Source organism: Microbacterium sp. MYb66 (genome assembly GCF_002979435.1).
Taxonomy (GTDB): Bacteria; Actinomycetota; Actinomycetes; order Actinomycetales; family Microbacteriaceae; genus Microbacterium.
This window is the reverse complement of the sequence record NZ_PCOV01000008.1, coordinates 92,150-114,894: the sequence shown is the minus strand read 5'-3', so window position 1 is coordinate 114,894 and position 22,745 is coordinate 92,150. Positions and strand designations below refer to the sequence as shown.

The 22,745-nt window shown below is 69.0% G+C and carries 25 protein-coding genes; 11 read left to right on the top strand and 14 right to left on the bottom strand.

Going from position 1 to position 22,745, the window contains the following annotated elements:
• Positions 1–55 precede the first annotated feature (55 nt).
• Both CQ045_RS15290 and CQ045_RS15285 read right to left on the bottom strand, forming a co-directional pair.
• Complete coding sequence (locus tag CQ045_RS15290) at positions 56–1,168, bottom strand: BMP family protein (RefSeq protein WP_105725238.1); 1,113 nt, start codon at positions 1,166–1,168, stop codon at positions 56–58.
• A gap of 148 nt (positions 1,169–1,316) precedes the next feature.
• Complete coding sequence (locus CQ045_RS15285; RefSeq protein WP_105725236.1) at positions 1,317–2,432, bottom strand: mannose-1-phosphate guanylyltransferase; 1,116 nt, start codon at positions 2,430–2,432, stop codon at positions 1,317–1,319.
• A 180-nt stretch (positions 2,433–2,612) separates the two neighbouring features.
• On the opposite strand from CQ045_RS15285, the gene sdhC reads away from it, so the two are divergent.
• The 6 genes from sdhC (at position 2,613) to CQ045_RS15255 (ending at position 8,279) form a co-directional block, all read left to right on the top strand.
• Positions 2,613–3,047, top strand: a complete 435-nt coding sequence (sdhC, locus tag CQ045_RS15280) for a succinate dehydrogenase, cytochrome b556 subunit (RefSeq protein ID WP_072591539.1) — start codon at positions 2,613–2,615, stop codon at positions 3,045–3,047.
• Entirely contained in the window at positions 3,047–3,499 is a 453-nt protein-coding gene (locus CQ045_RS15275; RefSeq protein WP_105725234.1) for a succinate dehydrogenase hydrophobic membrane anchor subunit, read from the top strand. Before sdhC ends, CQ045_RS15275 begins: the two co-directional genes overlap by 1 nt.
• 17 nt (positions 3,500–3,516) lie before the next feature.
• Entirely contained in the window at positions 3,517–5,343 is a 1,827-nt protein-coding gene (gene sdhA, locus CQ045_RS15270; RefSeq protein WP_105725232.1) for a succinate dehydrogenase flavoprotein subunit, read from the top strand.
• Positions 5,344–5,345: 2 nt separating this feature from the next.
• The gene (locus CQ045_RS15265; protein WP_105725229.1) at positions 5,346–6,113 is read left to right on the top strand and encodes a succinate dehydrogenase iron-sulfur subunit; all 768 of its coding nucleotides are present in this window, start codon (positions 5,346–5,348) and stop codon (positions 6,111–6,113) included.
• A gap of 107 nt (positions 6,114–6,220) precedes the next feature.
• On the top strand, positions 6,221–7,429 hold the full coding sequence (locus tag CQ045_RS15260; RefSeq protein ID WP_105725227.1) for a YihY/virulence factor BrkB family protein: 1,209 nt from the start codon (positions 6,221–6,223) through the stop codon (positions 7,427–7,429).
• A 10-nt stretch (positions 7,430–7,439) separates the two neighbouring features.
• Entirely contained in the window at positions 7,440–8,279 is an 840-nt protein-coding gene (locus CQ045_RS15255) for an exodeoxyribonuclease III (protein WP_181156594.1), read from the top strand.
• On the opposite strand, the gene CQ045_RS15250 is transcribed toward CQ045_RS15255, so the two are convergent.
• Genes CQ045_RS15250 through CQ045_RS15240 form a run of 3 tightly spaced genes read right to left on the bottom strand, consistent with a single transcriptional unit; the run spans position 8,273 to position 10,253 of the window.
• Positions 8,273–8,932, bottom strand: coding sequence for a DUF4166 domain-containing protein (locus CQ045_RS15250; RefSeq protein WP_105725223.1), 660 nt, complete (start codon positions 8,930–8,932; stop codon positions 8,273–8,275). The genes CQ045_RS15255 and CQ045_RS15250 overlap by 7 nt on opposite strands.
• Complete coding sequence (locus CQ045_RS15245) at positions 8,929–9,612, bottom strand: DUF4166 domain-containing protein (RefSeq protein ID WP_105725220.1); 684 nt, start codon at positions 9,610–9,612, stop codon at positions 8,929–8,931. The genes CQ045_RS15250 and CQ045_RS15245 overlap by 4 nt, the downstream gene beginning before the upstream one ends.
• Entirely contained in the window at positions 9,609–10,253 is a 645-nt protein-coding gene (locus CQ045_RS15240; protein ID WP_105725218.1) for a hypothetical protein, read from the bottom strand. The genes CQ045_RS15245 and CQ045_RS15240 overlap by 4 nt, the downstream gene beginning before the upstream one ends.
• A gap of 45 nt (positions 10,254–10,298) precedes the next feature.
• Here CQ045_RS15240 and trpS point away from each other — a divergent pair, with 45 nt between their 5' ends.
• Together trpS and CQ045_RS15230 are read left to right on the top strand one after the other, a co-directional pair.
• Positions 10,299–11,303, top strand: coding sequence for a tryptophan--tRNA ligase (gene trpS, locus CQ045_RS15235; RefSeq protein ID WP_105725216.1), 1,005 nt, complete (start codon positions 10,299–10,301; stop codon positions 11,301–11,303).
• 22 nt (positions 11,304–11,325) lie between these two features.
• Positions 11,326–12,051: a hypothetical protein gene (locus CQ045_RS15230; RefSeq protein ID WP_258131091.1), complete on the top strand. Its 726-nt coding sequence runs from the start codon at positions 11,326–11,328 to the stop codon at positions 12,049–12,051.
• A 31-nt stretch (positions 12,052–12,082) separates the two neighbouring features.
• Here the strand turns inward: CQ045_RS15230 and pth are convergent, their stop codons facing one another.
• Both pth and CQ045_RS15220 read right to left on the bottom strand, forming a co-directional pair.
• Entirely contained in the window at positions 12,083–12,664 is a 582-nt protein-coding gene (pth, locus tag CQ045_RS15225; RefSeq protein ID WP_105725214.1) for an aminoacyl-tRNA hydrolase, read from the bottom strand.
• A gap of 100 nt (positions 12,665–12,764) precedes the next feature.
• Positions 12,765–13,370, bottom strand: coding sequence for a 50S ribosomal protein L25/general stress protein Ctc (locus tag CQ045_RS15220; protein WP_105725212.1), 606 nt, complete (start codon positions 13,368–13,370; stop codon positions 12,765–12,767).
• Between the two features lie 226 nt (positions 13,371–13,596).
• Here CQ045_RS15220 and CQ045_RS19080 point away from each other — a divergent pair, with 226 nt between their 5' ends.
• Entirely contained in the window at positions 13,597–13,722 is a 126-nt protein-coding gene (locus CQ045_RS19080; RefSeq protein WP_258131090.1) for a hypothetical protein, read from the top strand.
• Positions 13,723–13,737: 15 nt separating this feature from the next.
• Here CQ045_RS19080 and CQ045_RS15215 read toward each other — a convergent pair whose 3' ends face one another.
• From CQ045_RS15215 to CQ045_RS15185, 7 genes are all read right to left on the bottom strand, one after another.
• Entirely contained in the window at positions 13,738–14,232 is a 495-nt protein-coding gene (locus tag CQ045_RS15215) for a gluconokinase (protein WP_105725210.1), read from the bottom strand.
• Positions 14,229–15,266: a zinc-binding dehydrogenase gene (locus tag CQ045_RS15210; protein ID WP_105725208.1), complete on the bottom strand. Its 1,038-nt coding sequence runs from the start codon at positions 15,264–15,266 to the stop codon at positions 14,229–14,231. Before CQ045_RS15210 ends, CQ045_RS15215 begins: the two co-directional genes overlap by 4 nt.
• A 16-nt stretch (positions 15,267–15,282) precedes the next feature.
• Complete coding sequence (locus tag CQ045_RS15205) at positions 15,283–16,014, bottom strand: fumarylacetoacetate hydrolase family protein (protein WP_105725206.1); 732 nt, start codon at positions 16,012–16,014, stop codon at positions 15,283–15,285.
• Positions 16,014–16,799, bottom strand: coding sequence for an SDR family oxidoreductase (locus tag CQ045_RS15200; RefSeq protein WP_105725204.1), 786 nt, complete (start codon positions 16,797–16,799; stop codon positions 16,014–16,016). Before CQ045_RS15200 ends, CQ045_RS15205 begins: the two co-directional genes overlap by 1 nt.
• Positions 16,796–18,214, bottom strand: a complete 1,419-nt coding sequence (locus tag CQ045_RS15195; RefSeq protein WP_105725202.1) for an MFS transporter — start codon at positions 18,212–18,214, stop codon at positions 16,796–16,798. The genes CQ045_RS15200 and CQ045_RS15195 overlap by 4 nt, the downstream gene beginning before the upstream one ends.
• Positions 18,215–18,338: 124 nt before the next feature.
• Positions 18,339–19,127: an IclR family transcriptional regulator gene (locus CQ045_RS15190; protein WP_105725200.1), complete on the bottom strand. Its 789-nt coding sequence runs from the start codon at positions 19,125–19,127 to the stop codon at positions 18,339–18,341.
• 55 nt (positions 19,128–19,182) lie between these two features.
• Complete coding sequence (locus CQ045_RS15185; protein WP_105725198.1) at positions 19,183–20,241, bottom strand: D-2-hydroxyacid dehydrogenase; 1,059 nt, start codon at positions 20,239–20,241, stop codon at positions 19,183–19,185.
• 99 nt (positions 20,242–20,340) lie between these two features.
• Here CQ045_RS15185 and CQ045_RS15180 point away from each other — a divergent pair, with 99 nt between their 5' ends.
• Together CQ045_RS15180 and gndA are read left to right on the top strand one after the other, a co-directional pair.
• The gene (locus CQ045_RS15180) at positions 20,341–21,231 is read left to right on the top strand and encodes an NAD(P)-dependent oxidoreductase (protein WP_105725196.1); all 891 of its coding nucleotides are present in this window, start codon (positions 20,341–20,343) and stop codon (positions 21,229–21,231) included.
• Positions 21,232–21,287: 56 nt separating this feature from the next.
• A complete protein-coding gene (gene gndA, locus CQ045_RS15175) occupies positions 21,288–22,736 on the top strand; it encodes an NADP-dependent phosphogluconate dehydrogenase (protein ID WP_105725194.1) in 1,449 nt (482 codons plus the stop codon).
• The last annotated feature ends 9 nt before the right edge of the window (positions 22,737–22,745 follow it).

Below are 22,745 nucleotides of genomic sequence, written 5' to 3'. Positions count from 1 at the left end.
CACGGGGCGAGTGGCAGCCTGCTCACCACTCGCCCCGTGCTGGACCTGCGACGACTTACGGGGAGTTCGGGGACTCCACCGTGATGTCGCCCGAGATGATCTGCTCCTGGAGAGCAGTGAGCTCGTCCGTCAGACCTTCCGGCAGCTTCGACTCGAAGTCGCCGAAGCCGGAGAGCTTGACGCCCTCGTTCTCGAGCGTGCCCACGTACGGGGCCGGGTCGAACTCGCCCTTGGCGGCCGCGAGGGTGGCGTCCTGCACGGCGACGTCGATCGCCTTCATGATCGAGACGAGCGTGATGCCGGCCACGTTCGGGTCGGCCACAGCCAGGTCGCTGTCGACGCCGAGCATCAGAGTGTCCTTGCCGCTGTCGGTGATGGCCGCAGCCGCGCTCTGGTAGACGGGGCCGCCGACCGGGAGGATGACGTCGACGCCCTGGTCGAGCACACCCTGTGCGGTCTGCTTCGCGGTGTCGTTCGCATCGAAGCCGCCGGTGAAGGAGCCCTCCTGCGTGGTGGTGTCCCAACCGAAGACCTCGACGGCCGCCGACTTGTCCTCGTTGTACTTCTCGACACCGAGCTGGAAGCCGTCCATGAACACGGCGACGGAGGGGATCTTCATCCCGCCGAAGGTTCCGACCTTGTTGACGCCGGCCTGCGCGGACCAGGCTGCCGAGGCGTAGCCGCCGAGGTAGGCCGCCTGAGCGGTGTCGAAGACGAGCGGCTTGATGTTCGGTGCGTCGACGGTGCCGTCGAAGTCGTTGTCCGCCCAGTCGTCGATGATCGCGTAGTCGATCTTCGGGTTGGCGAGTGCGGACTCGACCGTCGCTGCGGACAGCTTGAAGCCGACCGAGACGATGAGCGAGCAGCCCTCGGAGACCGCGGTCTCGAGGTTCGGCGCGTAGTCGTTGTCGTTCGCCGACTCGAACTCGAGCGGCTTGATGCCGAGTTCGTCGGCGGCCTTGTCCATGCCCTCCTTGGCGGACTGGTTGAACGACTTGTCGTTCCAGCCGCCCGCGTCGGAGACGAGGCAGGGGAGGAAGTCGGAGTCAGCCGGCTTCTCGGAGCCTGACCCGCTGTCGGTCGGCGCCTGGCCGCAGCCGGCGAGTGCGAAGATGACGCCCGCGGCGACGGTTGCGCCGAGCAGCTTCTTGGTGGTGGAGATGGTCAACTCATGCCTCCCTCAACGAAACCGCGGCCATCGCGGATCGATCAAAGTTACCTACTGTTTCGGCGTTTACGCACTCCCGGGCCGTACACGCTGGCGAATGGTTACCAAGCTGAAATCAAGCCACCCGATGAGCGTCGGGACGTGCTCATCAGAGCACGTCGCCCCGGCCGGTCAGCTTCAGGGACTCCACGACGCCCTTCACCCGCTGCGCGTGCTCGACGGTGGTCACCAGAAGAGCATCCGGAGTGTCGACCACGACGATGTCCTGCACCCCCACCAGGCTGATCACCCGGGAGGTCTGACTGACGAGGATCCCGCTCGCGCCGTCCGTGAGCACCCGCGCGTTCGGCCCGAGCACGGCGAGGTCGTTCTTGCGTCCGTGGGTGATGAGCTTGGTGAGCGAGGCGAAGTCGCCGACGTCGTCCCAGTCGAAGTGACCGGGGATGACGGCGAGGCGCCCGCGCTCCGCCGCAGGCTCCGCCACCGCGTAGTCGATCGCGATCTTCTTCAACCTCGGCCAGATCCGGTCGACCGCGGGACCGCGACGTTCGCGGTCGTCCCACGCCTCCGCGAGCTCGATCAGCCCCGCATGCAGGTCCGGCTCGTTGGCCGCCAGCTCCTCGAGGAGCACGCTCGCCTTCGCGATGAACATGCCTGCGTTCCAGAGATAGGTGCGATCCGCCAGATAGGACTTCGCCGTCTCGAGGTCGGGCTTCTCCACGAAGCGCTCGACGAGGGCCGCCTCCGGGGCGCCGTCCACGACGAGCTCCCCCGCCTTGCGGATGTAGCCGAACCCCACGGAGGGCTCGGTGGGAGGGATGCCGATCGTGCAGATGTATCCCTCGCGTGCGACCTGCACGGCCTGCTGCACCGCCCACTCGAAGACCTGCGTGCCGCGGATGACATGATCAGCGCTGAACGAGCCGATGATCACATCGGGATCGCGGCGGTGCAGGATGGCGGCCGCCAGGCCGATCGCGGCGGCCGACTCGCGCGGCTCCGACTCGAGGAAGACGTTCAGATCGGGGATCCCGGGAAGCTCGGCCTCGACGGCGGCCCGGTGGGCGCGTCCGGTCACGACCGCGATGCGATCCGGGCCGGCGAGCGGCTCGAGCCGGTCCCAGGTGTCGCGCAGGAGCGAGTGACCGGAGCCGGTGAGGTCGTGCAGGAACTTCGGAGCGTCCGCGCGGGAGAGCGGCCACAGCCTGCTGCCGATGCCGCCGGCGGGGATCACTGCGTAGAAGTCCTGAATCGGTTGGGTCACCCTGCCAGGGTAGTCGGAGCGAAAGTCTCGACATCGAGACACTTAGGCTCCCCTTCGTCGCTCCCAGTGATCTGACAGGAATAGGATGGACAGCGATCGGGCGTGCCTGACACTTCGACAGGCTCACACTTGGACAAGCGCAGCACGCGACCGAGTCACATCGATCCAGGGAGGACGACCGTGTCCACAAGCGCCCGCTTGACACCGTCGATTTCGGAAACCACGTCCAAGACCCCCCGCGGCACCCTCTATCGGGGTCGCGAAGGCATGTGGTCGTGGGTGCTTCACCGCATCACCGGAGTCGCCATCTTCTTCTTCCTGTTGGTGCACGTGCTCGACACGGCACTGATCAGGGTGTCGCCGGAGGCGTACAACGCCGTCATCGGCACGTACAAGAACCCGATCATGGCGCTCGGCGAGGTCGTCCTCGTCGCCGGGATCGTCTTCCACGCGATGAACGGTCTGCGCATCATCGCCGTCGACTTCTGGTCGAAGGGCGCCAAGTACCAGCGCCAGCTGTTCTGGGGCGTCCTGCTGGTGTGGGGAATCATCATGGCCGGCTTCGTGCCCCGCCACCTGATGCTCGCGTTCGCCGGGTTCGGAGGGGGACACTGATGTCTGCACAGGCCGTCACCTCCGCTGCCCCCGTCCGCCGCCGTCGGGGTGTGAACCTCGAGAAGTGGGGCTGGATCTTCATGCGCGTCTCGGGCGTCGTGCTCGTCGTGCTGATCTTCGGTCACCTCTTCGTGAACCTCATGGTCGGCGAAGGCATCCACGCCCTGGACTTCGCGTTCATCGCCGGCAAGTTCGCCACGCCGTTCTGGCAGTGGTGGGACGTCTTGATGCTGTGGCTCGCACTCATCCACGGCGCCAACGGCATGCGCACGATCGTGAACGACTACGTGACGAACAGCACGGCGCGCAAGGCGCTGGTCTGGGCGCTCGGGCTGGCCGCCGGCCTGCTCATCATCCTCGGCACGCTCGTCGTCTTCACGTTCGACCCGTGCCTGGGTGTGACCGAGGACAGCGTCCTCTGGTCCGAATGCGCCGCGATCGTCGGGAACTAGAAGAAGGCATACGAGAAGTGACTACCGAGACGCAGGATTCCGTCATCCGTGACGGCGTGCACTACCACCAGTTCGACATCGTCATCGTGGGAGCCGGTGGTGCCGGCATGCGCGCCGCCATCGAGGCGGGCCCCGGGGCGAAGACCGCGGTGATCTCCAAGCTGTATCCCACTCGTTCCCACACCGGTGCGGCGCAGGGAGGCATGGCGGCAGCCCTCGCGAACGTCGAAGAGGACTCCTGGGAGTGGCACACCTTCGACACCGTCAAGGGCGGCGACTACCTCGTCGACCAGGACGCGGCCGAGATCCTCGCGAAGGAGGCCATCGACGCGGTCATCGACCTCGAGAACATGGGCCTCCCCTTCAACCGCACCCCCGAGGGCAAGATCGACCAGCGGCGCTTCGGCGGCCACACGGCCGAGCACGGCAAGACCCCGGTCCGACGCGCGTGCTACGCCGCCGACCGCACCGGTCACATGATCCTGCAGACGCTGTTCCAGAACTGCGTCAAGCTCGGCATCAACTTCTTCAACGAGTTCTACGTGCTGGATCTGCTGACGGTGAAGGATGCCGACGGCAAGACCCAGGTCGCCGGCGTCGTCTCCTACGACCTGTCGACCGGTGAGCTGCACGTCTTCCAGGCGAAGGCCGTGATCTTCGCGACCGGCGGCTTCGGCAAGATCTTCAAGACGACCTCGAACGCGCACACCCTCACCGGCGACGGCGTCGGCATCGTCTGGCGCAAGGGCCTCCCCCTCGAGGACCTGGAGTTCTTCCAGTTCCACCCGACCGGCCTCGCCGGTCTGGGCATCCTCCTCACCGAGGGCGCGCGAGGCGAGGGCGCGATCCTGCGCAACGCTTCCGGCGAGCGCTTCATGGAGCGCTACGCCCCCACCATCAAGGACCTCGCGCCCCGTGACATCGTCGCGCGCTGCATGGTGCAGGAAGTCCTCGACGGCCGCGGCGCAGGCCCTCACAAGGACTACGTGCTGCTGGACTGCACGCACCTTGGCGCCGAGGTGCTCGAGACCAAGCTGCCCGACATCACGGAGTTCGCCCGGACGTACCTGGGCGTCGACCCCGTCGTCGAGCCCGTGCCCGTGATGCCGACCGCGCACTACGCGATGGGCGGCATCCCCACGAACAACGACGGCGAGGTCCTCGCAGACAACACCACCGTCGTCCCCGGCCTGTATGCGGCGGGTGAGTGCGCCTGCGTCTCGGTGCACGGCGCCAACCGTCTCGGCACCAACTCGCTGCTCGACATCAACGTCTTCGGCAAGCGCGCAGGGCGCAACGCGGTGGAGTACGTCAAGACCGCCGAGTTCGTCCCGCTCCCCGAGAACCCCGCGGCATTCGTGTCCGGCATGCTCGAGGACCTGCGCAACAACCAGGGCACCGAGCGCATCGCCGTCCTGCGCAAGACGCTGCAGGACGAGATGGACAAGGGTGCGCAGGTGTTCCGCACGCACGACTCGCTCCAGCACGTGCTCGGCGTGATCGCCGAACTGCGCGAGCGCTACAAGAACGTGCACGTCGACGACAAGGGGCAGCGGTTCAACACCGACCTGCTCGAGGCCGTCGAACTGGGCTTCCTGCTCGACATCGCCGAGGTCGTCGTCTACGCCGCCCAGAACCGCGAGGAGAGCCGGGGCGGCCACATGCGCGACGACTTCCCGAAGCGCGACGACGAGAAGTACATGCAGCACACCATGGCCTACCTGACCGGCGACCCGCACTCCTCCACACCGAGCGATCACATCAAGCTCGACTGGAAGCCGGTCGTGTTCACGAAGAACGAGCAGGGTGAGTTCAACTACCCGCCGATGGAGAGGAAGTACTGAGCATGTCGAACGCCATCGCTGAAGCTCCCGCCGACACCGCCGAAGAGACCGGGATCCAGTCCTTCATCGTCACCTTCAACATCCGCCGGTTCGACCCCGAGGTCGACGCGGAGCCGCACTGGGTGGACTACGACGTGGAGCTCTACTCCACGGACCGCGTCCTCGACGCCCTGCACAAGATCAAGTGGGAGGTCGACGGCTCGCTGACCTTCCGCCGCTCCTGCGCTCACGGCATCTGCGGCTCCGATGCCATGCGCATCAACGGCCGCAACCGCCTCGCCTGCAAGACGCTGATCAAGGACCTCGACATCTCGAAGCCGATCTACGTCGAGGCGATCAAGGGCCTCCCCCTCGAGAAGGACCTCGTCGTCGACATGGAGCCGTTCTTCGCGTCGTACCGCGAGGTGCAGCCGTTCCTCGTCGCGAGCTCCGTGCCGGAGAAGGGCAAGGAGCGCGTGCAGTCCATCGCGGACCGCGAGATCTTCGACGACACGACCAAGTGCATCCTCTGCGCCGCCTGCACCTCGTCGTGCCCCGTGTTCTGGACCGACGGCCAGTACTTCGGCCCGGCCGCGATCGTCAACGCGCACCGCTTCATCTTCGACTCGCGCGACGACAACGCGGCGGTCCGCCTCGACATCCTGAACGACAAGGAAGGCGTGTGGCGCTGCCGCACGACCTTCAACTGCTCCGAGGCCTGCCCCCGTGGCATCGAGGTCACCAAGGCCATCGCCGAGGTCAAGCAGGCCGTGCTCCGCGGTCGTCCCTGACGGCCGCAGCACGAATGCGCTCCCGAACAGGCGGTCCCCTTGCGGGGCCGCCTGTTCTCGTCTCTGCGCGCGCTCTCGCCCGCCCGCCGCTTGGATAGGGTGGGGACGTGTCTGAACCCGATGGCTCCGCGGCCGAGCCCGGTCGTCTCGATGCGGCCGTCGAGCGTGCGACAGCGCTGACGCAGCGCACGCTCGGCCTGTTCCCCGTCCGCGTCTGGCGACACTTCCTGCAGCACAACGGGTTCCTCCTCGCCGCGGGCGTCAGCTACCAGGCCCTCTTCGCGATCTTCGCGGCGATCTACCTCGCCTTCGCCATCGCCGGTCTCTGGCTCGGTGGCAGCGAGGAGGCCGTCGACGGCCTGATCGCCATGATCAACAGCTACATCCCCAATCTGATCCTTCCCGAGGGCGGCGTCGTCACGCCCGACCAGGTGAAGGAGATCGCCGCCAGCACGACCGGCGTCCTGAGCGTCACAGGTCTGATCGCGCTCGGCACCGTGATCTGGACCGCGATCGGCTGGGTCACCTTCTCGCGCCGGGCGACCAGAGACATCTTCGGCCTCCCGCCCGACCGCCGCAGCTACGTCATCCTGAAGGCCCGGGACCTGCTGGCCGCTGTGATCTTCGGTGCCGCGCTCGTCGTCGGCTCGATCCTCAGCTCCGCCAGCGCCGCCGTGCTGAGCTGGCTCCTCAGCCTGCTGGGCTGGGATTCCGGCTCCGACGGAGTCAACATCAGCATCCGCATCGGGACGGTCCTGGTCTCGTTCGCCCTGATGTCGGCCGCACTGGCCGCGATGGTCCGCTTCCTCACCGGGACGTCACTGCGCTGGCGCACCATCTGGCCGGGAGCCCTCCTCGGCGGCGGCGCGATGACCATCCTCCAGTACGGAGCAGGCTTCCTGTTGAGCTACACGCCCTCGAATCCTCTGCTCGCCACGTTCGCCATCTTCATCGGACTCCTGCTGTGGTTCCGCGTGAACGGGGTCGTGATGCTGGTGGCCTCGTCGTGGATCGCGGTCGCCGCGCAGGACCGTGATCTTCCGCTGCTCCAGCAGACGGAGGCCGAGCGTCGTGTGGCCGAGTACCAGGCGCTGCTGACGGCGGCGCGCATCCGTGTGCGCGAGGCTCATGCTGCCCGCGCGAGCGCGCCCTGGTACCGGGCGTGGGTCGCGGCGAAGGCCGTCCGCGACGCGGAGGAGGAGCTCCATGATCTCGAGGCGTCCCCTCCCCCGCCCGCCGATTCGACCACACCTCTCGCACAGCGGCTGCTGTCCGAGCTGAACCGCTCCGGTCGGGATGTCGGCGGCGCTCGTTAGGCTTGTACCCATGCCTCATCTGCGTATCGCCACGGTCAATGTCAACGGAATCCGAGCGGCGGCTCGCAACGGGATGAGCGGCTGGCTCGACGAGGCCGGCGTCGACATCCTCACCCTGCAGGAGGTTCGCGGGCAGGATGAGCACCTCGAGGCCGCGCTGCCCGGATGGTCCTTCGTCCACGATGAGGCCACGGCCAAGGGACGCGCCGGAGTCGCCATCGCCAGCCGCACACCGGCACTCGCCTCACGCACCGAGTTCGGGCCTGAGGACTTCGACTCCAAGGGACGCTGGATCGAGGCCGACTACCTCCTCGGCGACCGCCCCTTGACGGTGGTGAGCGCGTACGTGCACTCCGGCGAGGCCGACACTCCGAAGCAGGACGAGAAGTGGAAGTTCCTCGACGCGTTCGGCACCAGGCTCGGCGAGCTCGGCGCCGATGGCGCGCTCGCCCTCGTGACCGGCGACCTCAACGTCGGGCACCGCGAGCTCGACATCAAGAACTGGCGCGGCAACCGCAAGAAGGCCGGTTTCCTGCCCCGGGAGCGCGCGTATTTCGACCGCTTCCTCGGCGAGGCGGGAACCGAGGTCTCCGGTGTCGACGGCACTCTGGGCACCGGCCTCGGCTGGGTCGACGTGGGACGGAGATTCCACGGGGAGGTCGACGGCCCGTACACCTGGTGGTCCATGCGCGGGCAGGCGTTCGACAACGACTCCGGCTGGCGCATCGACTACCACCTCGCGACGCCGGGACTTGCCGAGCGGGTCGAGACCTACCACGTGGCCAGGGCCGCGGCGTACGACCAGCGCTGGAGCGATCACGCTCCGGTCGTCGTCGACTACCGCTACTGATCGGAGTCGAGAGCGCGCTCGGCGACGGACGTGGGCTCCCCCGCGTAGCGATACCACCCGCGATACTCCAGCACGGTTCCGACAAGCGGGCTCGTCGCACGCATCTCGATGGTGCGCCGACGACGAGCCTCGTCCCAGCCGTCGACGAGCTCGACGGCGACGCCCAGGATGCCGCGGAGCGCGATCCGACGTCGGCCCACCCGCAGTGCGACGGCGCGGGTGCGCATACGCAACGCGCCCTCTGGCGTCACGGAGCATTCTTCGAGCATCTCCACCCGACCACGGGCCCCCAGCGCGTTCTGGACGATGCCGGGGTGCCCGGTCGCGAAGAGACGATCCTCGACGTGCTGGGTCGCACCCGGGAAGCGGAACTCCCGAACGGTGGCGAGCGTCGCCCGCCCTGACCGTGACCGTCCGGACACGGTGTCGATCCGGAACGGCACATGCCGCGCGAACCGGGTGACGAGCAGGCCGGGGCCGACGACGGGCGACGCGAGCCCCGCGAGGCGTCCGAAGCGGCTCCCGGCGACCGTGAACACGCCCTCCGCGCTGTCGCGCTCCGCCTCGACGCGCATCTGCCGGAGGATCTCCGGGTGCAGCCGTTCCGCGTCGTCGCCCAGAGCGGCGAGGAAGACCTCTCCGCGCGCGGTCATTCGCGGGGCTCCTCACGATACGGCTTGACGGTGGTCGGCGCCGGCCCGTCGACGAACTCGCACGTGAAGGCACCACGGTAGCCGAACAGGAACCCGAAGACGTCGTTGTGGATCTCGAGATCGATCAGGAAGCGCTCCTGCTCATCGTCGTATCGTTCGACCAACCGGGCGCGCCCGGAGAACAGCATCGGGAAGCGGAAGGCGAGCGGCCCCTCGTAGAACCGCTGCTCTCCCGACGTGAGACGCAGACCGCCGTCGTCGGTCACGGCGAGATCCAGGTCGACCGCCAGGTGCTGGTGTGTGCCCAGGTAGTCGACGACACGGCGGCGGGCGTCGCTGTAGATCATCGTCGCGTCGAAGCGTCGACGACGCCCGGGGCGCACATCCATCGTCCGGACGAAAGTGACGGTCTCGCGGCCGAAGTCGTCGATGTACGCATGGTTGTCGATCCGGAACGGGACATCGCGACCCCGCTCCGGGAAGAGGATGTTGCGGAACGTCCCGACCAGGAGGAAGGGCAGCGTCCACCACGGGCCCCGACGCACCTCCGTCATCACCCCTCGTCCGATACAGCCGTACCCGGCATCGACGCCGACCCCGAAGCGCCGCTGCAGCTGCGGGTGGAGCCGCGCGTAGTCCTCTCCGAGCGCGCGCTCGAAGATCCCGTTCGTCATCGTCATGAGATCGCCTCGAGCGTGCCCGGCGCGTCTCCCATGATCGTCCGTCCCGTGCGCCCCGGCGGACGGGAGAGGCAGTTGCGTGCCCTGGGACGGAAGCCGCGACGCAGGGAGCGCCATCCGCTGGTGTGCTCCGGCATGATGCCTTCCTCCGCCCACAGACGCAGGCGGTCGAAGCTGCGCGCGGTGAGCCACCACACGAACCGTCGGGTGATCAACGGGTCGACCACCCGCCCGAGCCATCCCCATCCCGGGGCGTAGTCGTAGCCGGTGAGGAACCGGACGCCCTCCGCGGTCGGGATGTAGCGCCAGTACCCGCGGCCCGCGCCGAGCGGTGAGAGCGCATCGTCCGTGTCGAAGAGCAGCGCGGAAGTCCGCTCCCCCGCCTGAGCCTGCTTCGTGGCGAGGGAGACACCGGTTCCCCGGATGGTGTGGACGACGAGATCGAGCTCGTACCGGAACTCTCGCGCGCCATCCGCCCGGGTGCGCTGCGGCACGATGTCGCTGAATCGTGCGTCCCACCGCACATGCGAGGCCGGATCCTGCGTCAGCCGCCACACCTCGTCCAGGGGCGCCCGGATGAGGATCTCGACGTAGAGGGCTCCGTCCGCGCGCGACCGCGCGCGAGGAGGAGCAGAGGTCATGGGCCCATCGTAGGGGTCCCGCACACACCCCATAGGATTGACAGCGTGACGAAACCTCGCCTTTACTCCGGAATGCAGCCCTCCGCCGACTCCCTCCAGATCGGCAACTACATCGGCGCGCTGCTCCAGTGGCGGGATCTGCAGAGCTCCTACGACGCCTACTTCTCCGTCGTCGACCTCCACGCCCTCACCGTCGCCCAGGACCCCGCCGAACTGCGCGAGAAGACGCGGCGCACCGCGGCGCAGTACATCGCCGCGGGCATAGAGCCCTCGCTGTCGACGCTGTACGTGCAGTCCCACGTGCGCGCCCACGCCGAGCTCGCGTGGATTCTCAGCACGATCACCGGTTTCGGCGAAGCCGGCCGGATGACGCAGTTCAAGGACAAGTCGACGCGCTACGGGGCCGACGCGACCAGCGTCGGACTGTTCACCTACCCGGTGCTCATGGCCGCCGACATCCTGCTCTACCAGACCGACGTGGTGCCGGTGGGCGACGATCAGAAGCAGCACGTCGAGCTCACCCGTGATCTCGCCGAGCGCTTCAACTCCCGCTTCGGGGAGACCTTCACGGTACCGATGCCGGTCATCCAGAAGGAGACCGCCCGCATCTACGACCTGCAGAACCCCACCGCGAAGATGTCGAAGTCGGCCGAGAGCGATGCCGGCGTGCTGTGGATGCTCGACGACCCCGCGAAGTCCGCGAAGAAGATCATGCGCGCGGTGACCGACAACGAGGGCTCCGTGCGGTTCGACCGCGAGAACAAGCCGGGGGTCTCGAACCTCCTCACCATCTACGCCGCCCTCAGCGGTCGCCAGGTCGCGGCGATCGAGGATGAGTACGCAGGACGCGGCTACGGAGACTTCAAGAAGGGTCTCGCCGAGGTCGTGGTGAACGAGTTCGGGCCGGTGCGGGCACGTGCGCTCGAACTGCTCGACGACCCTGCGGAGCTCGACCGCATCCTGGCGGAGAACGCCGGGCGCGCGGACGCCGTCGCCGACGCCACTCTGTCGAACGTCTACGACCGCGTGGGGCTGCTCCGCCGCGTCTGAGCGTCATCCTAGGATGGGGGTCGTGACTGATCCGCAGCTGCCTCCCCCGTCCGGCGCCTCGACTCCCGAACCTCCGGTCCCACCCGCGACCGCGGTTCCGCCGGTGCCCACTGCCCCGGCAGCACCGTCCGGCGCGTTCCCACCGCCCCCGGCGTACCCTGCTCCGACGGTCGAGGCGGCAGCATCCGCGGGCGCGCAGTCTCCGACAGACCCCGCGTACCCGGCACCGCCGACGTACCCGAGCGCACAGGCCCCCCAGGCTGCGCCGGCGCCTGCGTATCCGGCCGCCCCTCCCGGGGCGTATCAGGTCCCGGTCGGCGGCTACGCCGCACCCGCAGGCGCCTACACGGTCCCCGAGACGGCGGCACGCCCCTCCGGCTTCCTCGGAATGCTCGCGCTGGGCCTCGCGCTCGTGGCCGCGATCGTCACGCCGATCGTCGCGGGGATCAACGCGTTCGAGATCGGTCGACTCCTCCCGCAGGGCATCTCGACGAGCAGGGGCGACCTCAGCGCGCTCTCGCCCGCACGCGATCAGGTGCTGTGGGCGGAGCTGTCCTTCTGGGGCGGGACCATCCTGGGCATCGCCGCGATCGTGCTCGGCATCATCGCCATCCGCAAGAAGCAGGGGCGCGGAACCGGCATCGCCGCCCTCGTCGTCGCCGTGTTCGCTGCGGTGATCTTCTTCGTCGTGCTGGGCATCGCGTTCGCCACGGGCGGTGCCGCCGGCTTCGCCACCTACACGAGCTGACTCGGCTCACCCGGGCAGCGGCGCGCCTGTCTCAGCGCGGCGCGTGGTGCTTCTGCTGCGCGGCGAGCAGCCCCTCGCCGACGAGGAGCTCGACCGCATCGGCGGCATCCGCGACGAGAAGCGGCAGGTTCGGCCGTTCCTCCTTGCCGAATGGTGCGAGCACCCAGTCCGCAGGGTCCTGACGCCCGACCGGACGACCGATGCCCACCCGCACTCGCGGGAAGTCGGCCGTGCCCAGCGCGCGCGCGACATCGCGCACGCCGTTGTGGCCGCCGTGCCCGCCACCGGTCTTGAGCTTGACCGTGTCGAAGGGGATGTCGAGCTCATCGTGCACGACGATGACCTGATCGGCAGGCACCGAATAGAACCGCGCCAACGCCGCCACCGGCGTGCCGGAGACGTTCATGAAGGTGTTCGGCTTCGCGAGGACCAGTTTGTCCGCGCCGGGCCGCAACCACGTCTCAACGACCCTGGCGCCGCTCTTGTGCTCGCGGAACGCCTCGCTCCTGCGCGCGGCGAGCTCATCGACCACCATCTGTCCGATGTTGTGCCGAGTCTCCTCATACCGGGGGCCCGGGTTGCCGAGCCCCACCACGAGCCAGGTCGATGCCATGTCCTCGTCCTCTCAGTGCGCGGGTGCGGGACCCCGGGTCAGGATACGACAGAGGGGACGCGATCGGATCGCGTCCCCTCTGTGATGAAGCGGGCGGAGATCACTCCGCGGCGGGCTCCTCGGTTGCCTCTGCCTCGGCCGGGGCCTCGGCGTCGTCCTCGACCGGTGCGGCCGGGACGGAGATCGCGATGACCAGGACCTCGGGGTCGCTGAGCAGCGTCGAGCCCTTGGGCAGTGCGACGTCGGCGGCGGTGATGTGCGCACCCTCCTCGAGGCCCTCGACGGAGATCTCGAGGTTCTGCGGGATGTGGGTGGCCTCGGCCTCGATCGACAGCGTCGTGGCGTCGAGGTTCGCGATGGTGCCGGGTGCCGACTCGCCGGTGACGATGATCGGCACGTCGATAGCGACCTTCTCGCCCTTCTTCACGACCAGGAGGTCGATGTGCTCGATGATCTGGTGCACCGGGTCGCGCTGGACGTCCTTGACGAGGGCGAGCTGAGACTTGCCCTCGATGTCGAGCTCGAGGAGCGCGTTGGCACGGCGGATGATGAGCGAGACCTGGTGGCCCGGCAGCGCGACGTGCACCGGCTCGGTGCCGTGGCCGTAGATGACGGCGGGGATCTTGCCGGCGGCGCGCAGACGGCGGGCGAAGCCCTTGCCGAAGCTCTCGCGGAGCTCGGCGTGGACCTTGGTGTCTTCAGACATGGGGTTCTCCTTCGGGGCACGCAGCGAAGGCGCCGCGCGGTGGTCTTGGAATTATCGAACTCGAGCGCGGACGCGTGAGGAAAGCCACCGGCTTGCTTCGCCGCGTCGATAACGGATGTTCGCGCACGCGCAGAAGCATCCCTCGCCGAGGTACAGCCTCAATGGTACCGGATGACCCGATAGGCTGAGGACACCGGTCCTTTTCTGCAGAACACGGAGAACCCCCATGCTCGACGGCGCCTTCCTCTCGCACGCACTCCTCTGGCTGATCGGTGCCATGACCGTGTGCGCCGTCGTGGGCAGCCTCGGCGCCCTCTTCGCCATGGGCCGCTCGGGCTACCGCAAGGACTGAAAGCCGCCCGCGGGCTCAGCGCTGCCGCTGTGCCGCCGCGGCGATCGCGGCAGAGGCCGTCTTCACGTCCGCCGACTCATCGACGCGGATGCCGTACTCGTCGTCTTCCAGCGACTCGAGGGTCTCGAGCTGCGAATCCAGGAGCGCCGCCGGCATGAAGTGGTCTGCGCGCAGGCGCATCCGCTCCTCCAGCACCGCACGCCCGATCGCGAGTTCCGCGAAGAAGGCGTCCGGAGATTCCGCTCTGATCAGGTCTCGGTAGGCGCGTCGGAGCGCAGAGCAGGCGATGACGATCCGCTCCTCCCCGCGCAGGGTCTCGCCGACGAGACCGAGCCAGGGCCGTCGATCCGCGTCGTCCAGGGGTATGCCGGCGGCCATCTTGCGGACGTTCGCCTCAGGATGCAGGTCGTCGCCGTCGATGAAGCGGGCTCCGAGAGCATCGGCCAGGAACGCCCCCACCGTCGACTTCCCCGAGCCGCTCGGACCCATCACGACGATGCGCACACTCATCCCTCCCAGCCAAAGTCGATGAGCACCTTGCAGGAGCTCGCAGGATCGGCGGCCAGCGCGAAGGCGTCGAGCGCATCGTCCACGGGCAGCACCTGGCTGATGATACCGCGCACATCGAGACTGCCGTCGGCCAGCGCGGCGATCACCTCGTCGAACTCCGCGCCGAACCGGAAGGAGCCGCGCAGGGTGAGCTCCCGGGTGATGGCCGTCGCCAGGGGCGCGGGAACCTCGCCTCCGCGCTGCAGTCCCAGCATCACCACGGTGCCGCCGCGAACAGCCGCGGAGACCGCCGCCGCCAGGCCGGGCACGGTCCCGCTCGATTCGACGACGACGTCGGCGTGCAGCTCGGAGATCTCGCGTTCCGCCCGCGCGTCGATCGCATCGATGCCGCGCGCCTCGGCGATCCCGCGCGGCCTCTCCTGCAGATCGGTGACGGTCACGGACGACGCGCCTGCGCGCTGTGCCACCGCGGCGACGAGCTGACCGATGGGTCCGGCGCCGATCACGACGACGCGGCGACCGCGCACGTCGCCCGCCCGCTGCACCCCGTGCCAGGCGACCGCGGCGGGCTCGGCGAGCGCCGCCGTCCGCAGATCGAGCTCCGCGGGCAGGGCGTGCAGCATGCGGGCAGGCAACGCCACCCGACGAGCGAAGGCGCCCTGGGTGTGCGGCAGGTGCATCGCCGAGCCGAGATACGTCGAGGCGGGAGCGAGGTTCGGATGCTCGGCGGGCCACGGCGTGCGTCCATCGTCGTGGGCGGTGAGCGGATGGACGGCCACGGGCGTGCCGACGGCGGGCCCGGAGCCGTCCGCGGCGGCGGCGGTGACGACCCCCGACACCTCGTGCCCGAGGACCATCGGCTCGCGCAGCACCGAGGCGCCTGCCGCCCCGTGCCGCCAGTAGTGGAGGTCGGACCCGCAGATACCGCCGTAGGCGATGCCCACGACGGCCTCGTCGGAACGGGGCGCCGGGGCGCCGATGTCTTCGATCCGCAGATCCTCGGCGGCGTGCGCCACCACGGCGAGGTTGTTCACCGCGCTCCCTCCTCTGTCACGCGAAGGCGGTGACCAGTTCGATTCCGGCCACCCTGATCGTCACCCGCTGCCCCGGGCACACCGGCGCCTGCGAGTGCGGGGCCCCGGTCATGACCACGTCTCCCGGGCCGAGCGGGGACCACGCGGCCACGTAGGCGAGACACTCCCTGATCGACATGGGCAGCTGCCGGCTTCCGGTCTCGGCGACGAGCCGTCCGTCGATCTCCACCTCGAGGCCCACGTCGTCGATCCCGACCCCGGTGTCGATCCACGGGCCCAGCGGGGTGTAGCCCTCGCCCGATTTCGACTCGAAGTTGCGCGGGTCGGACGCAGCGCGCTCCGGGCTCGAGAGATCGTTCACCGCGGTGACGCCGAGCACGTATTCGTGTGCGTTCTGCGCGGTCAACCCGGAGGTCGGACGACCGAGCACGATCGCGATCTCCCCCTCGGCGACCTGAGCGCCGGCGTCGCGGCGCAGCACGACCTCCGCGCCGCTGCCGATCACGGTCCGCGGACTCTTGAGCCAGGCCTGCACCGGTGAGACGTGCTCCGGTCCGTTCTGGGCGATGCCGACGATCACGAGCGGGTCGACCGGTGCGATGACCGCTCCGGTCACGGCCTCGCCTTCATCCTGCGGCGCACGACCCTCGGCGAAGGCGAGGAACGGGTCGGAGATCGGGATCAGCCCGCCTTCGAACTCCCGGACCCACCGAGGGCCGTCGGCGGAGGCGATACGACCGATACGCATCAGACGACCGCCGTCATGCCGCCGTCGACGAACAGGGTCTGTCCGTTGACGAAGTCGCTCGCGCTGCTCGCGAGGAACAGCAGTGCGCCGACGAGGTCGCCGGTGTCCCCCCAGCGGCCGGCCGGCGTGCGGCCCCGCACCCATGCCGAGAACTGCTCATCGGCCACGAGCGGCTGCGTGAGCGCGGTGGCGAAGTAGCCGGGGGCGATCGCATTGGCCTGGATGCCGTGCGGGGCGAGGTCGGCGCACAGCCCCTTCGTGAACATCACGATCGCACCCTTGGTCGCCGCATACGCCGCGATCGACGGCCGCGCGAGCTGCGATTGCACGCTGCCGATCTGGATGATCTTGCCCGAGCCTCGGGCGATCATGCCCGCAGCTGCCCGTCGGGACAGGTGGAAGACGCTGGAGAGGTTGGTCTGCACGAGCGCATCCCAGTCCTCGTCGGCGAACTCCGCGATCGGAGCCCGGCGTTGGATGCCCGCGTTGTTCACGAGGATGTGCGGGGTGCCGACCAGACGCTCGACCTCGCTCATTCCGGCATCAACCTCCCCCGCATCCGTCACATCGAAGACCACGCTGTGCACGATGGCTCCCGTGCTCAGCGCGATCTCCGCTGCCGCCTCCTGCGCCTTCGCGGCGTCCCGCCCGTGCACGACCACCGTCGCACCCGCACCGGCGAGTCCTTCTGCGAGAGTCCTGCCGATCCCCTGGCTCGACCCCGTCACGAGCGCCGTGCGCCCGGTCAGATCGAACGCGGCGAGGCCCGCCGGCAGCGCGGTCACCGTCCGACGGCCTTGATCGAGACGGTGGTGGCGAAGACATCGTCGCCACCCTCCTGACGCGAGACCTTGATCGCATCGTCGATACGGGTGAGGTCGCGGCGAAGGGTCTCGGGGGCGAGGAACGTCGACGCTGTCGTGATGAGGGCGAGCACGGCCATGTAGATGGCGAGGAGCACCCAGTTGCCGTCGCTCACCGCGATCAGGTACGCGCCGAGGACACCGGCGAGACCTCCCGCGAGCACGGCCGAGATCTCACGGGCCATCGCGACGCCCAGGTAGCGGTGACGGTTGCCGAAGAGTTCGGGGAGCATGGCGCACTGCGGGCCGAGCATGCTGTTCACGGCGACGCCGATGCCGATGGCGATCACGCCGATCGCGACGGCGTAGTTGCCGAGCGAGAGCAGCCACCAGGCAGGGAAGGTGTACACCAGCATGAAGACGGCTCCGAAGCGGTACACCGTGCGGCGCCCGAACCGATCGGAGAGGTGACCGGTGAACGGGACGGAGAAGACGCCGATCAGCGAGCCGAGCGTGACGCCCCAGGTGAGCAGGCTCTTGTCGGCTCCCTCACCGACGACGGTGACGAAGAAGGCGAGACCGAGGGTCTGGAACATGTAGGAGCCGCCGTTCTCGGCCATCCGCAGGCCGATGCCGACGATGACGCCGGGCAGCCCGTGCGTGAAGATCTCCTTGATCGGGCGGTCGGCCACCTGCTCGTGCTTCTCGAGCTCGATGAAGGTCGGCGTCTCGCGCAGCCGCATGCGGATGAAGAGGGCGAGCAGGATCAGGGCGAACGAGGCGAGGAACGGAACGCGCCAGCCCCAGCTCAGCAGCTGGTCCTCGGGGAGAAGGGTGATGAGACCGAACACGACCGCGGCGAGCAGCGTGCCCGCCTGGATGCCGACGAACGGCAGGGCGGAGAAGAAGCCCCGGCGCTTGACCGGCGCGTACTCGGCCATCAGGACCGTCGCACCGGCCTGCTCGGCACCGGCGCCGAAGCCCTGCAGGAGGCGCATCAGCACCAGCAGGATCGGCGCCCAGACGCCGATCGCGGCGTAGGTCGGCAGGAGGCCGATCGCGGTGGAGGCCCCGCCCATCAGCACGATGGTCGCGACCAGCACCCATTTGCGCCCGAGCTTGTCGCCGAGGACGCCGAAGAACAGGCCGCCGAACGGCCGGGCCAGGAAGCCGACGCCGAAGGTCGCGAACGCGGCGACCGTCGCCATGGCCGGATCGTCCTGCGGGAAGAACAGGACGTTGAAGATCAGCGCGGTCGAGAGGCCGTAGAGCGCGAAGTCGAAGTACTCCAGCGCGCTGCCGATGCTCGATGCGAGCGTGGCACGGCGCAGATTCGCCGCGTATTCCGGGTCATCGGGCACTGCTCGGGCTGAGGTGCGGGGGTCGGTCACGGCCATCTCCTTCGATCGGCTTCGCCTGCGGCGTGACCCCGACTGTACCAGCCCGTTGAATTGGGTTCAACCCTTTGGACGCGCTTTCGACGCAGAGAGACCACCCTCCCGGCGCGACGGCACGAAGGCGTCAGCGGCGGACGGCGGAGCTGAACGGATTCGTCAGCGCAGCGGCAGCCTCGCGCAGAGCCTCGCCCACGCGCTCGATGCGCTCGTAATCGGCTTCGGCCGCACGGATCGCGACCCCGAGGGCGAGCGGCGGATCGGTCGGGGCCCACCCTTCCAACGGAACGGCGACACCCACGATGCCCCGGAACGACTCCTCGGCATCGAGCGCCCAGCCCCGTCGACGAGCCGTGGCCAGGGCGTCGAGGAGGCCGGCCATGGTGGTGGTGCTGCGCTCCGTGAGCTGCGGGAAGACGGCATCCTCGCCCAGAAGGGCGATCACCTCGGCGTCGCTCATCGCGGCGAGCAGAGCGCGGCCCGTGGCCGACAGCGGCGCCGGGAGACGGGACCCCAGCGGTGTGCCGAGACGGAGCGAGCGGGAACCCTCGTGTCGGGCGAGGTACAGCGCATCCGAGCCATCGAGCATGGCGACCTGGACCAGTTCGGACGCCAGCTGCGGCGAGGCCTCGCAGACGCTGTAGAACTCGCGCACCTGGTTGAACTGGGCAGCGAACGCGCCGCCCAGCTCGGCGGTGCGCACACCCAGTCGATAACCCTGCCCCGTGCGGTCGATCATGCCCCCCGCTTCGAGCGCGAGGCACAGATTCGCTGTCGACGACTTCGCCAGTCCGAGGTCGCCCGCCAGCTCCGTGAGCGTGCGGGGCCCTCCCGCCTCGGCGAGGATGCCGAGCAGGCGGATGCTGCGGGTGACCGCGGGTGCGGGGTCGCGCCCTTCGCGGGTCTCGTCATCCATGGCCGCGCCTTCCGCCATCAGGGGTGCCGTCGGCAGTCGACTGCCGACGGGCTGATCAGTAGAACTCGACCGTATCGACGACGGCGGTCAGCGGCTCGCCATCGAGCAGGCGCGCCGCGTTCTCCGCGAAGCGGCGGGCGATCCGCTCCTCTTCCTTCGAGCTGAGGGCCGCGGTGTGCGGGCTCACGAGCACGTTCGGATGCGTCCAGAGCGGCGATGCGTCATCGAGGGGCTCCTGCTCGAAGACGTCGAGGGCGGCGAACGCGATGCGCCCCTCGTCGAGCGCCTCCACCAGAGCGCCCTCGTCGATCACGGTGCCGCGGCCGACGTTGGTGATGATCGCTCCCGGCTTGACGGCTTCGAGCACTTCGGCGCCGATGAGATGGTGGGTCTGCGCGGTCCCCGGCAGCGTCACGACGATCGCATCGACGTGCGCGACCGCCTGGACCAGCTCGTCGAGCGGCACCAGTCGATCGACCCCCGCGACCGGCTCCCCCGAGCGCGTCGTACCCCAGACCCGCGCGCCGAGCGCGTGGAAGCGCCGTGCGCACTCCGAGCCGATGCCGCCGAGACCGACGACCAGCACCGTGAGCTCATCGATCTGTCGCATCTCCCAGCGGTCGGGCCAGGTCCGGCTGCGCTGATCCGCGAGGAGTCGCGGAAGATTCTTGGCGCCCGCCATCACTCCGAAGACCGCGAACTCTGCGAGAGGACCGCCGTGCACGCCGGCACTGGTGGTGAAGACGACCCGGTCGAGGTCTTCCCTGCTGAGGCCCGCGGCCTTCACCGAGGCCCCGCCGCCCGCCGCGGTCGTCATGACCCATCGCAGACGCGGGTTCGCCGCCACGGTCCTGGCCAGTGCCTCCGCATCCACATCGGGGATGCCGAAGAGCGCATCGGCCGAATCGACGAGCTCGTCGAAGGCCTGCTGTTCGCTCGCCGTGCGGACGTGGTCCGGGTCGCCCGACCAGTCCGCCGGTCCGCGCATCGGCGGCATGAGAGAGTGATCGCGGATCACCTCGACGCGAGGCTCGAGCTCTTCGATCAGCTGACACAGGTCTTCCCGCAGCGGCACTGCCACGACGGCGCGCAGCTTCTTCTCGGTCCCCGTCATGCTGATCCCTTCCTCGGGAAGTCTTCGGACCTTCACCTTAGCTCAGATCCACTCTGTTGAACACTGTTCTATCCGTTGGATTCTTGCTACCGTGTGCGCATGAGCATCTCATCCGTCACCGTCGGCGCCGTGGGTCTCGGCGCGATGGGCCGCCCTATGGCCGACCACCTTCTCGCCGCCCACGGTCGGCTCGTCATCCACGCCCGCCGCCCGCAGCCGGAGCTGCTGGCTGCCGGAGCCTCCTGGGCGGAGACGCCACGCGAGCTCGCCTCCAGAGTAGACGTCCTGCTCATGATGCTGCCTGACCTGCCTCCGTTCGAGGCGATGCTCGACGGCCCGGACGGCCTGCTCGCCGACGCCGGAGATCTCCTCATCCTCATCGGCTCCACCTCGTCGGCCCCCGCCGTCCGTGCGCTCGCGGAGCGGCTGGGCGCACAGACCGACGGACGGGTGCGGGTCGTGGACTGCCCGGTGTCCGGCGGTGAGGACGGCGCGATCGCCGGCACCCTCTCGATCATGCTCGGCGGCGACCCCGACGACGCCTCCCTCGCGGCCGAGGTGCTCGCCCCGTGCGGCACTCCGGTCCTGCTCGGTCCGCTCGGCGCCGGCGAGGTCGCGAAGGCCTGCAATCAGCTCGTGGTCTCCGCGACGATCCTCGCGCTCGGGGAGGCCACGGTGCTCGCCGAACGCTCGGGACTGGACCTCGACGCCCTGTGGGAGCTGCTCTCCGGCGGATACGCCGGCTCGCGCCTGCTCGACAGCCGCCGGGAGAAGCTCGTCACAGGCGACGACTCCCCCAGCGGCGTCGCGCAGTACATGGTGAAGGATCTCGGCTTCGCCGCCGACATCGCCGAGGCCACCGGCACCTCGCCTGTCCTGCTGCCCACCCTGCGCGCAGCGTTCGACGAGCTGGTCGCCGCCGGCCTCGGAGATCGCGACATCGCGGTGTCCCGGCGCTTCATCGCCTCCCGTGACACAGGTGAGCACTGACCTCCCGTACAGCGATACTCTGAAAGCAACCCTTCTTCACGATCGAGGAGCCTTCTGTGCCCGAAGCATCAGCGAACATCGGAGTCGTCGGACTCGCCGTCATGGGGTCGAACCTCGCCCGCAACCTCGCCAGCCGCGAGGGGAACACGGTGGCGATCTTCAACCGCAGCTACGAGAAGACCCAGACGCTCCTCGACGAGCACCCCGAGGCCGGGTTCGTTCCCGCCCGCACCTACCAGGAGTTCGCCGACTCGCTGCAGAAGCCGCGCACCGCGATCATCATGGTCAAGGCCGGCGGCCCGACCGACGCCGTGATCGACTCGCTGGTCGAGGTCTTCGAGCCCGGCGACATCATCGTCGACGGCGGCAACGCCTACTTCCCCGACACGATCCGCCGCGAGAAGGCGGTCCGCGAGACGGGCATCAACTTCGTCGGCGCCGGCATCTCCGGAGGCGAGGAGGGCGCGCTCAACGGCCCCTCGATCATGCCCGGCGGCTCGGACGAGTCCTGGGTCACGCTCGGCCCGATCCTCAAGTCGATCGCCGCGATCGCCGAGGGCGAGCCGTGCGTCACGCACGTCGGCCACGACGGCGCCGGCCACTTCGTCAAGATGGTGCACAACGGCATCGAGTACGCCGACATGCAGCTCATCGCCGAGGCCTATGACCTCATCCGCCGCGGCACCGGAAAGACCCCCGCTGAGATCGCGGACATCTTCGCCGAGTGGAACCGGGGCGAGCTCGAGTCGTACCTGATCGAGATCACCGCCGAGGTGCTGCGCCAGGTGGATGCCGAGACCGGCAAGCCTCTCGTCGACGTGATCCTCGACCAGGCCGGCGCCAAGGGCACGGGAGCGTGGACGGTGCAGACGGCGCTCTCGCTCGGCGTCCCCGTGTCCGGCATCGCCGAGGCCACCTTCGCCCGTTCCCTCTCCTCGCACCCCGAGCAGCGTGCGGTCTCCCGCGACCTGCCGGGTCCGGAGGAGGAGTTCTCGGTCGAGGACACCGACGCGTTCATCGAAGATGTCCGCCTGGCGCTCTACGCCTCGAAGATCGTCGCGTACTCGCAGGGCTTCGACGAGATCCGCGCCGGCGCCGCCGAGTACGGCTGGAACATCGACCTCGGCGCCATCAGCAAGATCTGGCGCGGCGGCTGCATCATCCGCGCGCAGTTCCTCAACCGCATCGCCGACGCCTACGCCGAGACGCCGGAGCTGCCGGTTCTGCTCACCGCCCCGTACTTCACCGAGGCGATCACCCGCGCCCAGGCGGCCTGGCGCCGAGTCGTCATCGCGGCAGCCGAAGCCGGCATCCCCGCTCCGGCGTTCTCGTCGTCGCTGTCGTACTACGACGGCATCCGCGCCGACCGGCTCCCCGCCGCCCTCGTGCAGGGCCAGCGTGACTTCTTCGGTGCGCACACCTACAAGCGCATCGACAAGGAAGGCACGTTCCACACGCTGTGGTCGGGCGACCGCACCGAGATCGAAGCCGAAGACACGCACTGACGTCTCCGC